Annotated in this window: 12 protein-coding genes; 1 reads left to right on the top strand and 11 read right to left on the bottom strand. The window is 65.0% G+C overall.

The genetic code is table 11. The features are described 5' to 3' along the window. Positions 1 to 236: 236 nt before the first annotated feature. Positions 237 to 854 carry a PEP-CTERM sorting domain-containing protein gene (locus Q1W26_RS16235; RefSeq protein ID WP_300442364.1) on the top strand — a complete coding sequence of 206 codons (618 nt, stop codon included), beginning with the start codon at positions 237 to 239 and terminating at the stop codon, positions 852 to 854. A gap of 74 nt (positions 855 to 928) precedes the next feature. Here the strand turns inward: Q1W26_RS16235 and Q1W26_RS16230 are convergent, their stop codons facing one another. From Q1W26_RS16230 to pepN, 11 genes are all read right to left on the bottom strand, one after another. Continuing rightward, entirely contained in the window at positions 929 to 2,245 is a 1,317-nt protein-coding gene (locus Q1W26_RS16230; RefSeq protein ID WP_300442362.1) for an NAD(P)/FAD-dependent oxidoreductase, read from the bottom strand. A gap of 188 nt (positions 2,246 to 2,433) precedes the next feature. Then, positions 2,434 to 2,904, bottom strand: a complete 471-nt coding sequence (locus tag Q1W26_RS16225) for a DUF192 domain-containing protein (RefSeq protein WP_366143688.1) — start codon at positions 2,902 to 2,904, stop codon at positions 2,434 to 2,436. A gap of 107 nt (positions 2,905 to 3,011) precedes the next feature. Then, positions 3,012 to 3,608 (bottom strand): pseudouridine synthase, encoded by a 597-nt coding sequence (locus tag Q1W26_RS16220; protein WP_366143690.1) that lies wholly within the window; start codon positions 3,606 to 3,608, stop codon positions 3,012 to 3,014. An 18-nt stretch (positions 3,609 to 3,626) separates the two neighbouring features. Then, positions 3,627 to 4,799, bottom strand: coding sequence for a fatty acid desaturase (locus Q1W26_RS16215; RefSeq protein WP_300442358.1), 1,173 nt, complete (start codon positions 4,797 to 4,799; stop codon positions 3,627 to 3,629). Between the two features lie 187 nt (positions 4,800 to 4,986). Next, complete coding sequence (locus Q1W26_RS16210; protein ID WP_300442356.1) at positions 4,987 to 6,279, bottom strand: mechanosensitive ion channel domain-containing protein; 1,293 nt, start codon at positions 6,277 to 6,279, stop codon at positions 4,987 to 4,989. Further along, positions 6,245 to 6,880 carry a phospholipase D family protein gene (locus tag Q1W26_RS16205; protein ID WP_300442354.1) on the bottom strand — a complete coding sequence of 212 codons (636 nt, stop codon included), beginning with the start codon at positions 6,878 to 6,880 and terminating at the stop codon, positions 6,245 to 6,247. Before Q1W26_RS16205 ends, Q1W26_RS16210 begins: the two co-directional genes overlap by 35 nt. After that, positions 6,880 to 8,151 carry an RsmB/NOP family class I SAM-dependent RNA methyltransferase gene (locus tag Q1W26_RS16200; protein WP_300442352.1) on the bottom strand — a complete coding sequence of 424 codons (1,272 nt, stop codon included), beginning with the start codon at positions 8,149 to 8,151 and terminating at the stop codon, positions 6,880 to 6,882. Before Q1W26_RS16200 ends, Q1W26_RS16205 begins: the two co-directional genes overlap by 1 nt. A gap of 80 nt (positions 8,152 to 8,231) precedes the next feature. Further along, positions 8,232 to 9,341, bottom strand: coding sequence for a DUF3108 domain-containing protein (locus Q1W26_RS16195; protein ID WP_300442350.1), 1,110 nt, complete (start codon positions 9,339 to 9,341; stop codon positions 8,232 to 8,234). A 7-nt stretch (positions 9,342 to 9,348) separates the two neighbouring features. Further along, on the bottom strand, positions 9,349 to 9,993 hold the full coding sequence (purN, locus tag Q1W26_RS16190; RefSeq protein ID WP_300442348.1) for a phosphoribosylglycinamide formyltransferase: 645 nt from the start codon (positions 9,991 to 9,993) through the stop codon (positions 9,349 to 9,351). A 10-nt stretch (positions 9,994 to 10,003) separates the two neighbouring features. Then, positions 10,004 to 10,651: a DedA family protein gene (locus Q1W26_RS16185; RefSeq protein ID WP_300442346.1), complete on the bottom strand. Its 648-nt coding sequence runs from the start codon at positions 10,649 to 10,651 to the stop codon at positions 10,004 to 10,006. A gap of 113 nt (positions 10,652 to 10,764) precedes the next feature. Further along, complete coding sequence (pepN, locus tag Q1W26_RS16180) at positions 10,765 to 13,452, bottom strand: aminopeptidase N (protein ID WP_300442344.1); 2,688 nt, start codon at positions 13,450 to 13,452, stop codon at positions 10,765 to 10,767. Between the last annotated feature and the right edge of the window lie 9 nt (positions 13,453 to 13,461).

Below are 13,461 nucleotides of genomic sequence, written 5' to 3'. Positions count from 1 at the left end.
CGGCAAAGACAAACGGCGCGAAGCAATTCGCGCCGTTTGTCTTTGCCAGGCCCTGCATGTGCCTTGCTGAATACAGCGGGTCGGGAGATATGTCGGATTTTTTTACAACCCACACCTCAGACAATCAGTCCACGCCCGCAAACCATTGATAACAAAATATTTCACGAATGGGCGCAGTTTATGCGTACCCCGAACACGCATACCCAATTCAGGCAGTCCACTCGAAGGAGACCATCGTGAAAAAATTTCTTGCAGGCATCGGCTGCGGAATCGCGGCACTTTTCTCGGCGCCGGCATCGGCCCTGGTTGGATATGCCGACGAAGTCACCGCCTACTTCGACTCGGGAGCCGGGCCGATGGTCGGGCCCTACGGTGGCCTGAATGGCATCAGCGGACTCTTCCCGGTGAGCGTGCCGACCAGCGTGGTGCTCGGCAGCGACACGCCGGGCGACGAAACCTTCCTGTCCCTGCCCACCAATTCGTTCGTCACCGTCCGCTTCACGGATGAAGTCATTCTTGATGGCGCGGGCAACGACATCTTCATCCAGGAAATCGGCGCAAACGGCGAAAGGGCAAACGTGTTCGTCAGCACCGACGGCATCCTCTTCACTTTTCTCGGCCTCGCCCAGGACGACGTGACCACCGCCTTCGATCTGTCCAGCATTGGTTTCACCGACCCAGTCAGCTACGTCAAGATCCTCGGCCTCGACAGCCTGGGGGGCTCGCCCGGCTTCGACGTGGTGAACGTCCAGGGGCTGCCGGGCAGCGTCAAACCGATTCCTGAACCAGGCATGGTGCTTCTGCTGACGCTCGGACTGTTCGGCCTCGCCGCACTGCGCCGAAGCCGTGACTGAAGGCTGCTCAGCGCTGTTCGCGCATAAATACGGCGCCCGATCGGCGCCGTTTTTCATTGAGGCAAGGCCACCCGTCAATGCAGCTTGACGTGGGGCTTGGTGCGCCGGGTGATCATCCGCGCGATGGTGTCGAGGGCCACCTTGACCCAGCCGTGCAGCGCCAGTTCGTGCAGCTTGTAGAGCGAGGTGTACATGATCTTGGCGAACCAGCCTTCGATGAACAGGCTGCCGCCGGTGAGGCCGCCCATCATGTTGCCGACGGTGCTGTACTCGCCGAGGGACACCAGCGAACCGTGGTCGTGGTAGTGATAGTCCTCGAGCGGCTGGCCCTTGAGACGACGCTCCAGCTGCTTGAGCAGGTGTGAAGCCTGCTGATGGGCGGCCTGGGCGCGGGGCGGCACGAAGGCGTTTTTCTCAGGCCACGGACAGGCCGCGCAGTCGCCGAGCGCAAAAATGTTGTCATCGTTGGTCGTTTGCAGGGTCTGGCGAACCACCAGCTGGTTGATGCGGTTGGTTTCCAGCCCGTCGAGACCAGCAAGAAAATCGGGGCCTTTTACGCCGGCGGCCCACACCACCATTTCGGCCGGCAGAAAACGTCCGTCTGCAAGGGTTACGCCCTGCGGCGCCACTTCTGCCACCTTGGCGTTGGTGTAGACCTCGATGCCGAGCTTCTTCAGCAAGGCCTCGGTGGCCTTGGAGAGCCGCTCCGGCAGGGCCGGCAACACGCGCGGGGCGGCTTCGATGACCGAAACCTTGATGTCCTTGTTGGCATCGACGCCATCGAGACCATAGGCCACCACTTCGCGGGTGGTGTAGCGCAATTCGGCCGAGAGTTCGACACCGGTGGCACCCGCACCGATGATCGCCACGTGCAGCTGCTCGGGCCGCAGCGGTGTTTTCTGGGCATGGGCCCGCACGCAGGCGTTGAACATGCGCAGGTGAAAGCGCTTGGCATCCGCCGCGCTCTCGAGCTTGAGGGCGTGCTCACGCACGCCCGGAGTGCCGAAATCGTTGGAAAGACTGCCGACAGCCATGATCAGGGTGTCGTAGCCGAAGGTGCGCGCGTCGGTGACGGTCTCGCCGCTGTCATCCACGAAGGGGGCGACATGGACTTCCTGCCTGACCCGGTCCAGCCCGGTCATCTCGCCGATGCGAAAGTGAAAGTGGTGCCAGTGGGAATGCGCCACATAGACCACTTCGTGGTCGCTCATGTCCATGCTGCCCGCGGCGATCTCGTGGAGCTTGGGCTTCCAGACGTGGGTGCGCTTCCTGTCGATCAGGGTAATGTCGGCCAAGCCCTTGCGTCCGAAGCTTTCCCCGAGGCGGGTGGCCAGTTCCAGGCCGCCGGCGCCCCCGCCGACGATGACGATGCGGTGGGGAGCAGAATCCATGCGCTTATTCATGTGCAGATCTTTCTTTCGCAGCAAGGCGAAATTCCGGGAGTCGGGCGCAGCAGCACCTTGCGGGCCGGTCTGCGATTCGCTTTCATGCTCCCAAAAATCTCGAGATTTTGCAAACTAAAAATGCTGCGCTGCAACATAAATACCACCAGCGCGCCAAGGCGCTGGCTTGAAACGGGCTAGCGGACTTGCACGGCGAGGCGGTCGATACCCCCAACCTTGGTGCCCGCGCTCAGGCCCTTTTCGCGGAACCAGCCCAGGTTCATCTCCAGCGCGAAGCGCGCCGGACGGGCCGCGCAGTGGCTGTCTTCGGTCTGGGGCTGCATGTCCTCGACGTTGAGGATGCGCCCGCTCTCGTCCATGAAGGCCACCGACAGGGGCAGCAGGGTGTTCTTCATCCACATGCAATGACGCTGCTGCTCGGTGAACACGAAGAGCATGCCGCGGCTCGGGGGCATGCTCTTTCTCTGCATCAGGCCGCGCATGCGGTCTTCCTGGGTGGCGGCGACTTCGGCAACGATGCGATACATGCCGATGGTGAGTTCGGCCTGCGGCATTCCGGCATCAGAAAAAGCGGGCTGGGCAAGGCCTGCAAGGAGCCCGCCAAAACACAGGGCGACAGCAGACAGACGGGACGAAAAGGGAGTCATGGCGAAAACCGGGTTTGCAACGAACAGGCCGATTACGTTAACACGCGGGATCGGGATCGCGGAAATCGGGATGGCTTCGGCCGGGCACCAGGGCGGGCAAGCCGCTTTCAATGCCGCCGGAAAGATCGGGCGCCCCGGGAACGCGCCGGACTCGGCGGAGCGCTTTGCACCACGGGCGCCGCCGCTTCCGTCCACGCCCCCGGCGCCAACCCGTCCAGCGTCCAGTCGCCGATACGCACGCGGATCAGCCGCAAGGTCGGAAAACCGACCTTGGCCGTCATGCGCCGCACCTGGCGATTCTTGCCTTCACGCAGCACGATCTCGACCCAGCTCACAGGAATCGACTTGCGCTCGCGGATCGGCGGGTTGCGTGGCCACAGCCAGGCGGGCTCGGCAACCAGGCGTGCGTCGCAGGGCTGGGTGACGAAATCACCCAGATCCACGCCGGCTCGCAAGCGGGCCAGCGCAGCTTCATCCGGGCAACCCTCGACCTGCACGAGGTAGGTCTTGGGCAGTTTGTGGCGGGGATCGGCGATGCGCTTTTGCAGCGCACCGTCGTCGGTCAGCACCAGCAAGCCCTCGCTGTCGGCATCCAGGCGCCCCGCGGCATACACGCCCGGCACCTGGATGAAGCCGGCAAGTGTCTCTTTGCCGGGCTCGCCGGTGAACTGGCAGAGCACGTTGAAGGGCTTGTTGAAGAGGATCAGCAAGGCGGACCGACCTCAGACCGCGTAACGGCGCAGGCGCAAGGAAAACTCTTCGAGCTGGCGGATGCCGCTTTGCTCGGCCCGGGCGATCCAGTCCTGCAATTGCTGCAACAGTTGCTCGCGGGTGGCGCTGGAGCGGGCCCACAGCGCGGTAAGCTCGTCGCGCATCGCCACCACGGTTTCGAGGCGCTTGTTGTCCTGCAGCAGCGTGGCGAGGCGCTTTTGCTCTTCGGCGCAGAGCTGGCCCTTTTCGGCCGCCAGCCAGCGGCGCAGTTCGTGCACGGTGATCTTGCCGCCGGACTGGGCCTTGAGTGCCGCGAATTCTTCGTGGGCAATGGCCTTGAGCGAGTTCACGTAGCGGGTCATCACGTCGTAACGGTGGGTGATGACGGCCTGCAGGGTATCGAAGTCGGCCCGCGTCTTGGCCGCGCCGAAACGCGGCGTCGGGATGGTTTTCTTGACCTTGGCGAGGCCGAGGATTTCGAGCATGCGGATGTACATCCAGCCGATGTCGAACTCGTACCAGCGCGCCGACAGCTTGGCCGAGGTGGCGAAGGAGTGGTGGTTGTTATGAAGTTCTTCGCCGCCGATCAGGATGCCCCACGGAATGAGATTGGTGGAGGCATCGGCGCAGTTGTAATTGCGGTAGCCCCAGAAATGCCCCAGGCCATTGATGACGCCGGCAGCCCAGAAGGGAATCCACACCATCTGGATGCCCCAGATCAGCACGCCGGGCCAGGCACCGAAAAGAAGCAGGTCGGCGGCCAGCATGACCACGATGCCCGACTTCGGAAAACGCGACAGCAGCTTGCGCTCGAGGGCGTCGTCCGGCGTGCCGTGGCCGTAGCGCTGAATGGTTTCGGCGTTGCGCGCTTCCTTCACGTACAGGAAAACACCCGTCCACAACACCTTGTTGATGCCGTGGATACGGGGGCTGTGGGGATCTTCCGGGGTCTCGCACTTGGCGTGGTGCTTGCGATGGATGGCCGCCCACTCCTTGGTGACCATGCCGGTGGTCAGCCACAGCCAGATGCGGAAGAAGGTCGAGGGCAGCGCATGCAGGTCGAGGGAACGGTGCGCCTGGTGACGGTGCAGAAAAATGGTGACGGACGCGATGGTCACGTGGGTCATGGCCAGCGTGACGGCGACATAGCCCCACCAGGGCAGATCGATTAATCCGGAAAGCATCGGGCGTGTGGTCTTTCGTAATGAGTAAAGGCGGCGCGATTCTAGTTGAGGCGCCAGGGCAAACCAAGGACAAACGGCAATAACACCGGCAAAAGCCCAGCTGGTGTTGGACTTCCGCCCGGAGTCATCGGTTCAAGCCTTCGAGGCGCAACAGGGCAGGCGCGGCGGCGGCCGGGCCCCAAGCCCTTTACGGCCCGATCGGCGCCGGATTGAGAATTCTCACTTCCCGCTGCGGGAAGGGGAATTCGATGCCTTCCTGCTGGAAGCGCGCCAGGATCTCGAGGTTGATGGCCGAGCGGATGCCGAGGGTGCCTTCGGCCGGATCGCGAATCCAGAATCCAAGCTGCAGGTTGATGCCATTGTCGGCAAAGGCTTCGACGAAAGCGCCCGGGGCCGGGTCGTCCATCACCCGCGGCTGATGCCTGGCGGCCTCGACGAGAATGGCCATGGCCTTTTGCAGGTCGCTGGCGTAGCTCACCTGAACCGGCAGCGCGATGCGCACCTTGGGATCGGTGAAGGTTTCGTTCTGCACCACCGAGCCCACCAGGGTTTCGTTGGGCACGATGGATTCGATGCCGGTCATGCCCTTGAGCACGGTGTAGCGGGTGGTGATCTGGCTGACGATGCCGCGCTCGTTGCCCACCGAGATCAGGTTGCCCATGCGGATCGAGCGATCGAGCAGCAGGATGAAACCCGACACGTAGTTGGCGGCGATCTTCTGCATGCCGAAACCGAGGCCCACGCCCAGCGCACCGCCAAACACCGACAGCGCGGTGAGGTCGATGCCCACCAGCGGCAGGCCGATGGCCACCGCCACCACGATCAGCAGGGCCTTGGAGAGCCGCGCAAAAACCAGCTTGAAATTGGGATCGAGGCCGTCGGTGCGCATCAGACGGCTTTCGATGACACCGGCGATCCACAACGCGACGAGCACCGTGACCAGCACCGTCAGCACGCCCTGGATCAACATCCACAGGTTGACCTTGGCCTTGCCGATGGTGAAGGCCACCTGCTCGAGGCCATCGATGACCTCGGGCAGCACGCCGACAATCTGCATGGCGACCACGGCCCAGGCGCCAAAGGCAAAGAAGCGCTCGAAGCTGGCAAGCCAGCCGGCACTGGGAAAGGCCCGCTTGAGGGCATGCACGGTGAGGCGGATCACCGCCATCGCCAGCAGCAGCGGCACCGCCAGCTTGAAGAGGTTGACGTGATGCCAGTTGCTCAGCACCACGCGGGCAATCAGCACCAAGCCGAGCGCGGTGAGCGGAAAGATCACCCGGCGCAAGCCTTCCTCGCCGGCTCCGCGCTGCAATTCGGGGTTGGCCGCGCGGCGGCGGCGCAGCACGTTTCGCACCTGGCGCGACACCAGCCCGGCCACGATCAGGCACAGCGCCAGCACGCCCACCTGCCAGAAAATGGCCGGCTGCTGGATGTCGCGCCACAGCTCAATCAGCAGTTCGGCGATCTGATTCTCTTCCATCCTGTTTCCCTTTTTTCTCCGGCATGTCACCGAGGCTGCGCACGACCAGGGCCTCGGCCCGGTGGCGCTGCCAGTTTTCGGCATAGGCCCGGACCACCGGCGGGTTGTCGCGCAAGATCAGCACGTTCTCCGCATTGGCGACGCGCGCCGAGCGGGTGAAGTTGTATGAGCCGGTGGCCACCGCCCCGTGCGTCGTCGCCGGGTCGAAGATCATCAGCTTGTTGTGGGCAATGTTGTAGCGGGTTTCGACCGCCACCGGAATGCCGGCGGCAAGCAACACGGGCATCACGCTGAAGGTGGACGGCCGGTTGGATTCGGCGTCCAGCAGCACCTCGACACGCACGCCGCGGCGGTGGGCCTCCACGAGACCACGGGCCAGCGGTTTGCTGGTGAACAGGTAAGCCTGAACGAGGATCACCTGCCGCGCCTCGTCGATGGCCTTGAGCAGAGCCGCCTCCGGATCGTTCCACGGCGAGAAGGCCAGTTCGACCCGGCCCTTGCCGGAGAACGTGGCGGTCGGCTCCCGCGGCGCCTCCGCCGCTCCGGCCGCTGCCGACAGGGCCAGCAGCAGCCCGGCCAGCAGCCGGCGCGCACCCCGCATCAGGCCTGGCGCTCCATCACGGCAGCAAAGAAGCCGTCGGTGTCGTGGGCCGCCGGGGTGAGATGCAACTGTTCGCCGCAGGCCACCACGATGCCCTGCTTGGCCAGCACGTCCTGGGCATTGAGCTGCACGAAGGCCGGGTTCGCGGCCAGAAAGGCGGCGACGATGGCTTCGTTTTCTTCGGGCAGCAGGCTGCAGGTAGCGTAGACGAGACGGCCGCCCACCTTCACGAGGCGCGCCGCGCTGCCCAGGATGGCTGCCTGCTTGGCCGTGAGTTCGGCCAGTGCCTCGGGGCTCTGGCGCCATTTGAGATCGGGGTTGCGGCGCAGGGTGCCGAGGCCGCTGCACGGGGCATCCACCAGCACGCGGTCGATCTTGCCGGCGAGACGCTTCACGCGCGGGTCGTTTTCGCTGGCGATGACCACCGGGTGAATGTTCGACAGGCCGGAGCGGGCCATGCGCGGCTTGAGCTTGGAGAGACGCTTGTCGGACACGTCAAACGCATACAGGCGGCCGGAGTTGCGCATCAGCGCGCCGAGCAGCAGGGTTTTGCCGCCGGCACCGGCGCAGAAATCGACCACCATCTCGCCGCGCTTGGGCTGAACCAGGAAACCGAGAAGCTGGCTGCCTTCGTCCTGCACCTCGAAGCTGCCGTCGAGAAAGAGCGGGTGCTTCTGCAGCGCCGGCTTGCCTTCGAGGCGCACGGCCAGCGGCGAGTAGCGCCCCGGCGCACAGGGCACACCGTCGGCACGCAGCTTTTCGACGAGTGCGTCGCGGTCGATCTTGGCCGGGTTGACACGCAGGTCGAGGGGCGCCGGGCGATTGAGGCTCTGGGCCAGGGCGGTGACTTCTTCGGGGCTGCGGAAGGCCAGCAGGCGCTCGGCCAGCCACTCGGGCAGGTCGGTGGCTTCGGCCAGGCTGATGTCCTCGCCCACCTTGCCCAGGTCACGGCCCTTCACTTCGGTAAAGAAATCGGTGTCGCGGCCATGCAGGCCTTCGCCAAGCTGGCGCAGCGTGGCGCCTTCGACGCGGGCCAGCCAGGCCAGCACCAGCTTGCGGGTCGAGACATCGACGCCGCACAGGCGCTCGAGGGTGCGCTTGCGGCGCAGCACGCCATACACGGCCTCGGCCACGAAAGCCCGGTCACGCGCGCCCAGCTCGCGAAAATCGCGGAAGTAACGGGACAGCACCGAGTCGGCGGGATAGTCGAAGCGCAGGACGGAACGGAGTACATCGCTGGCGGTATTGATCTGGGCTACGGTAATGGTCATTGAAAATCCGATACTTGAATGGCAGCCGGACGCACGCTGCGTCCGGTGGAATGCGGTTGAAATGCGGCAGATACAGAAAATTATGGTGCGGCGGGGCGTGCTCCCAGGTCGACGCCGGTAGCGACCTGGTCGAGCACCTCGCCGTTCTTGTCGGTGATTTTGAGGCGCACCGGCAGGTTGGCGTAATCACGCGCGAGCCAGATGTCGATCTTGAGCTCGCCGCGGTGTCCGCTGCTGCCGAGATGGTAGGCCGAAACCTTGCCGGCCGGCACGTCCAGCTCCTCGATGCCGAGGTTTTCGATCACCGAGCGCACCGCGCTCTTGCCGGTCACCACCAGCAGTTCGGCGCGCAGGGGCCCTTCGGGCTGCAGCGCCAGATGGTGCATCAGCGAAAGCACGTCCTGGTCGCCCTCGGCAATCGAGAACTCCCTGCGCCGCTCGCCGGCCACCAGCACGACCTTGGCCGATGACCAGTCGAAATCGGCCCGCTCCTTCACCTGGCCGTCACGCTCGACGGTAAATTTATCGGGCAGCAAGCCTTTCGGGCCAATCCGCCCCTCGCTGCGCTGGACCATCCGGAACGGCTTGACGAGACCGATGAGACCCGAGGTTTCGATCACGGTTTCCATCGAGTAGCGCTCTTCGTCGTGGGTCCAGGCGTGCGTCGTGCGCCCGATGATGAAGTTGCGCTCGCCGCGGATCACGTTGTACTGGACCTTGCCCGAGGCCGCCCACAGCTCGCCGAAGCTCGGGGCCGACTTGCCCGTCTTGCCGCTACCGCCCTGCCCTGCTTCGGCCACCGGTTCGGGGGGCGCTTCGCTGGCAGCCTGCCCGGCGGGCGCCTCGGTAGCAGCCTTGCCGTCCTCGGCGTTACCGGCCCCGATTTGCGGGTCGGCCACGGGCTCCAGCGGGCCGCTGGCGAGCTGCGGTTCGGCCGGGCGGGCGGGCTTCTTGGGTTTGGGGCGCGGTCGCGGCGGCGGTGCGTCGCCAAGGACAACGCGTTTTTCGTCGTCGGGCTGGCGCACGCTGGGCTTGGGCAATGGCGTGAGCAGCACGTCGAGGGGCGGCAGCACGCTGGCTTCGTCGGACGGCAGACGCCAGGCCGGGGCCATCAGCACGAAAAAATGCACCATTGCCGAAAGCGCAATGGCGACGAACAGGCTACGGTTCTTCGCGCGGCCCGTCGCCATCGACGTGTCAGGCCTCGACAGGCGGCACCGTCCAGCCGGCCGGGCTCGCTGTCTCGCTGCTTACCTGCACCCGGCCGTCGGCGCCAAGGCTCAGGCGACCGTCCACGAACCAGCGCACGGCCTGGGGATAGATGCGGTGCTCCTGCTCCAGCACCCGGGCGGCAAGCGCGGCCTCGTCGTCGCCCGGCAGCACGGGCACCACGGCCTGGATGACGATCGGCCCGCAATCGAGGGTCGGCGTGACGAAATGCACCGTCGTGCCATGCACCCGCACGCCCGCCTCCAGCGCCCGCCGATGAGTATGCAGACCGGGAAAGGACGGCAGCAGGCTGGGGTGGATGTTGAGCAGACGCCCGGCGTAATGGCTCACGAAACCGTCGGTGAGCACGCGCATGAAGCCGGCCAGCACGACGAGATCGGGCTCATGGGCGTCGATGGTGGCGGCAAGCGCGGCATCGAAGGCTTCGCGGCTCGGGTAATCCTTGTGATCGACAATCTGCGCGGCAATGCCATGCGCGGCAGCAAAGCCCAGGCCGGCGGCATCGGGCCGGTTTGAGATCACGGCGGCAATCTGCGCACCGGCAATCTGCGCCCGGACGATGGCCTCCATGTTGGAGCCGCGTCCGGAAATCAGGATGACGACTTTCTTCATGCCCGGCACCTCAACCCGCAGCCGGCGCGCGGCGGCTCTTGAGCCAGCCGATGGCCACCGGCAGCAGCGAGATGGCGATGATCCCGAGGATCACCACAGAGAGGTTTTTCTTGACCACCGGCATGTTGCCAAAACCGTAGCCGAGCCAGGTCAGGGAGAAGATCCAGATGCAGCCACCCAGAAAATCCAGCGCCACGAAACGCGCGTAGGTCATGCGCGCCACGCCGGCGACGAAGGGGGCGAAGGTGCGCAGCAGCGGCAGGAAGCGGGCAATGATGATCGTCTTGCCGCCGTGGGATTCAAAATACGAGTGGGTCTTGTTGAAGGCCGCACGGTTGAAGAGGCGGGAGTTTTCCCAGCGGAACACCTTGGGACCGATGCTGTGGCCGATCCAGTAATTGACGTTGTCGCCAAGCACCGCGGCAGTCAACAACACGGCGCACAACACGTAGATGTCCATGCCGCCGGTGGCGGCCAGCGCGCCTGCCACAAAAAGCAGCGAGTCTCCCGGCAGGAAGGGGAAGACCACCAGCCCCGTCTCGCAGAAGATGATCAGGAAAAGGATCGCGTAGATCCAGGTGCCGTATTGAGCCGTGAGCGCCGCCAGATGCACATCGAGGTGCAGGACGATGTCGATGAAATAGGTGAGGAGTTCCATTGCCGCAGTGCAATAAGTGAGGCCGCCATGATACCGGAGCGACGCCCGCGATGCTCGCGGGCGAAGCAGCCGGGCGTGCGGCATGGCACCCGGCTTCACTGATTTTCGGCGCCCTAGGCCAGCGCCTTGCCGATGATCTCGGTCACGTCCGGCGACAGATCCTGGGCCGCCGCAACCTTCTCGAGCGCAAGCCGGATGCGGGCCTGGATCTCCGGCGTGAACTTGCGCCAGCCTTCCAGGGCGCGCGCCATGCGCGAGGCGACCTGCGGATTGCTCTTGTCGAGGGCAACGACCTGCTCTGCCCAGAAGGCATAGCCGGCACCGTCCGGGCGATGGAACTCGGCGGCGTTGGCCTTGAAGTAGGTGCCGAGCAGCGAATACACCTTGTTGGGGTTGGACAAGCTGAACGCCGGGTTGGCCATCAGCCCACGCACCTGGTCGAGGCTTGCCGGCGCCGAATCCGACCAGCGCCAGGCACCGGCCTGAAGCTGGAACCACTTGTCGAGCACCAGCGCGTCGTCCTTGTAACGCTCGTGGAAGGCGGCCAGTGCGTCGATGCGCCGCGATGCGTCGCTCTGCACCAGTGCAACCAGCGCACCGTAACGTTCGGTCATGTTGCCGGCGTGTTCGAACTGCTTGCCGGCCAAGTCGATGGCCGTCGGGCCGCCCCAGGCGGCGAGGTAACGCAGACACAGGTTGCGCAGCGCGCGCTTGCCGGCGTCAAGAGGGTGGTAGCGGTAGTCGCCTTCCACTTCGAGGTCGAGGTAGCGGGCCAGGAAATCCGCCTGCATGGCCTGGCCGAGTTCGCGGGTGAGGTGGATCAGCCCGGCACGCAGCGGCGCCGGGTCGGCCGGCTGCATGCGTTCGAGCAGGTAGGTTTCGGACGGCAGCGCGAGGGTTTCGGCGACGAAGGCGGGATCGAGGGTTTCGCTCACCAGCAGCGCCCGGAAGGCGTGGCCGAAGGCCTGCGGCACTTCCATCGGACGGCCGGCGGCGGCGTCGCTGGCCATCGCCAGCACCACCCGCTCCATGAAGCGCTGGGAGGCGTCCCAGCGATTGAAGGGGTCGGCATCATGTGCCATGCGGAAGGCCAGGCGGGCATTGTCTTCGGTGATATCGAGAATCACCGGCGCCGAGAAGCCGCGCAGGATCGACGGCACCGGCTCGGCATCGATACCGGTAAAGCACCAGCTGCGGCTCGCCTCCTTGAGGTTGAGCACCCGGGTCGTGTCGCTAGGCCGGACTTCGCCTTCGAGTTGCAGCGGCAAATCGGCACCGTCCGGCCCGATCAGGCCGACGGCCACCGGAATGTGCAGCGGGAGTTTCTCCGGCTGGCCGGCCGTGGGCGGCGTGTGCTGGGACAGCGTGAGGGTGTAGCTGCGGCTGGCCGCGTCATAAACGCCTTCGGCCTTGAGATGCGGCGTGCCGGCCTGGCTGTACCAGCGCATGAACTGGTCGAGATCGGCGCCGTTGGCCTCGGCCATGCAGCCGACGAAATCGTCGCAGGTTACGGCCTGGCCGTCATGGTAGGAAAAGTACAGATCCATGCCGTTGCGAAAGCCTTCCCGCCCGAGCAAGGTCAGCAGCATGCGGATGACTTCGGCACCCTTCTGATACACCGTGGCGGTGTAGAAGTTGTTGATTTCCTGATAACTATCCGGACGAATCGGGTGCGCCATCGGGCCGGCATCTTCCGGAAACTGGCCGCTGCGCAAGCCGCGCACGTTGGCGATGCGCGTCACGGCGCGGGCGGATTCGGCCGCCGCCGGCGAATCCGAAGCGCGGGCCAGCATGTCGGCGGTGAATTGCTGGTCGCGGAAAACCGTGAGGCCTTCCTTCAAGGTGAGCTGGAACCAGTCGCGGCAGGTAACCCGGTTGCCCGTCCAGTTGTGGAAGTATTCGTGGGCGACAACGCTCTCGACGTTCTCGAAATCCAGATCGGTGCCGGTTTCCGGGTTGGCCAGCACGTACTTGGTGTTGAAGATGTTGAGGCCCTTGTTCTCCATCGCGCCCATGTTGAAATCCGACACGGCGACGATCATGAAACGGTCCAGGTCCAGCTCGAGACCAAACACCTCCTCGTCCCAGCGCATCGAATGCACCAGCGAATCCATCGCGTGCCCGGTGCGATCCAGATCGCGGGCCTCGACCCACACCTGCAGCAGCACCTCGCGGCCCGACATCGTGTCGACACGACGCTCCAGCGCTTTAAGATCAGCCGCCACCAGCGCAAAAAGGTAAGACGGCTTGAGGAAGGGGTCTTCCCAGCGGGCGAAGTGACGCCCGCCCGGCAACTCGCCGGTTTCGAGCAGATTGCCATTGGACAGCAGCACCGGGCAGGTGGCGGCATCCGCCTCGAGCCGCACGGTGAAGCGCGCCATCACGTCGGGACGATCCGGGAAATAGGTGATCCGCCGGAAACCTTCGGCCTCGCACTGGGTGTAATAACCACCGCGGGACTGGTAGAGACCGGACAACGTGAGGTTGGCGGAGGGATTGATGCGGGTGACGATCTCGAGCATGACCTCGTCGGCCGAGACATCGATCTCGAGGCCGGACTCCGTCTCCCTCACCTGCCCCGCTGCCGGCGCTGCGCCATCGATGGTCAGCGACACAAGCTCCAGCGCGTCCCCGAACAGCACGATCGGGCCGGCGGGGGCATCCTCGTTGCGCACACACTGCAGGCGGCTGGTGACCAGGGTGGCCTGCGGGTCGAGACTGAAGTCGAGATCGACGGTGGAGACCGTGTAGGCGAGGGGCTGGTAGGCGGAACGGAGGACGGGGGTGCCGTGGGGGGGCATTGGGGAATT

The sequence above is a fragment of the Zoogloea sp. genome (genome assembly GCF_030157465.1).
Classification (GTDB): Bacteria; Pseudomonadota; Gammaproteobacteria; order Burkholderiales; family Rhodocyclaceae; genus Zoogloea.
Note: the sequence above shows the minus strand (reverse complement) of the source record. Positions and strands in the feature narration are given on the sequence as shown.

Excerpts from the sequence above, each read along its gene's own strand:
- Q1W26_RS16215 (WP_300442358.1), bottom strand. The coding sequence starts at position 4,799 with ATGCTTTCCGGATTAATCGATCTGCCCTGGTGGGGCTATGTCGCCGTC.
- pepN (WP_300442344.1), bottom strand. The coding sequence starts at position 13,452 with ATGCCCCCCCACGGCACCCCCGTCCTCCGTTCCGCCTACCAGCCCCTC.
- Q1W26_RS16225 (WP_366143688.1), bottom strand. The coding sequence starts at position 2,904 with ATGACTCCCTTTTCGTCCCGTCTGTCTGCTGTCGCCCTGTGTTTTGGC.
- Q1W26_RS16195 (WP_300442350.1), bottom strand. The coding sequence starts at position 9,341 with ATGGCGACGGGCCGCGCGAAGAACCGTAGCCTGTTCGTCGCCATTGCG.
- Q1W26_RS16200 (WP_300442352.1), bottom strand. The coding sequence starts at position 8,151 with ATGACCATTACCGTAGCCCAGATCAATACCGCCAGCGATGTACTCCGT.
- purN (WP_300442348.1), bottom strand. The coding sequence starts at position 9,993 with ATGAAGAAAGTCGTCATCCTGATTTCCGGACGCGGCTCCAACATGGAG.
- Q1W26_RS16185 (WP_300442346.1), bottom strand. The coding sequence starts at position 10,651 with ATGGAACTCCTCACCTATTTCATCGACATCGTCCTGCACCTCGATGTG.
- Q1W26_RS16210 (WP_300442356.1), bottom strand. The coding sequence starts at position 6,279 with ATGGAAGAGAATCAGATCGCCGAACTGCTGATTGAGCTGTGGCGCGAC.
- Q1W26_RS16230 (WP_300442362.1), bottom strand. The coding sequence starts at position 2,245 with ATGGATTCTGCTCCCCACCGCATCGTCATCGTCGGCGGGGGCGCCGGC.
- Q1W26_RS16205 (WP_300442354.1), bottom strand. The coding sequence starts at position 6,880 with ATGCGGGGTGCGCGCCGGCTGCTGGCCGGGCTGCTGCTGGCCCTGTCG.